Origin of the sequence: Natronobiforma cellulositropha, from assembly GCF_025629245.1 — an archaeon.
Classification (GTDB): Archaea; Halobacteriota; Halobacteria; order Halobacteriales; family Natrialbaceae; genus Natronobiforma; species Natronobiforma cellulositropha.
Genome location: NZ_JANZXN010000033.1, coordinates 1 through 541, shown reverse-complemented (window position 1 = coordinate 541; position 541 = coordinate 1). Strand labels below are relative to the sequence as shown.

At 65.4% G+C, this 541-nt stretch carries 1 protein-coding gene; it reads left to right on the top strand.

The window, feature by feature from the left end:
- The coding region (locus N0B15_RS15405; protein WP_484549521.1) for a DUF7958 family protein at positions 1-541 on the top strand (541 nt) is incomplete at both ends.

Sequence of the window (541 nt, the reverse complement as noted above, 5' to 3'; positions counted from 1 at the left end):
GCCCCTCCCCGAGTTCGAACGGCTGTTCGGCGACTTCTACCAGCAACTCTCGAGTCAGTTCGATGCAAGTGTCGAGCCGGTCGTCGAGATTCCGGCGGACGCCGAGGACCCCTCGGAGATCCTCTACCGCAAGGACATCTATCTCGCCGTCGACGGAGCGCAAGCGTCGGGCCTCGAGCGCGCCGCCGACCTGGCCGAGGCGTACGACGTCGATCTGACGCAGGTCCCCGACCGCTCGACGGCGGCCTGGCAGGAGTTCACCGAGGCGGTCGAAGCCGACCCCGAAATCGATTTCGGCGGCTCGCTCGAGATCGGTGCCGTCTCCGACCTGGGGCTGTTCTACCTCGATGATAACTGGGACGAGCACGTCGTCGAGGGGGCCTCACCGCTCGAGCGCGACCCGGACGCACGGGTCGAACTACTCCCAGTAGAGCTGTCCTCACTCGAGCGCTGCCAGGCGTTTCTGGCTCACCACCTGAAGTGCCAGGTCCGCGATTGTTTCATCGGTATGGGTGTCGAACCACCCGCGCCGTTCCGTGTT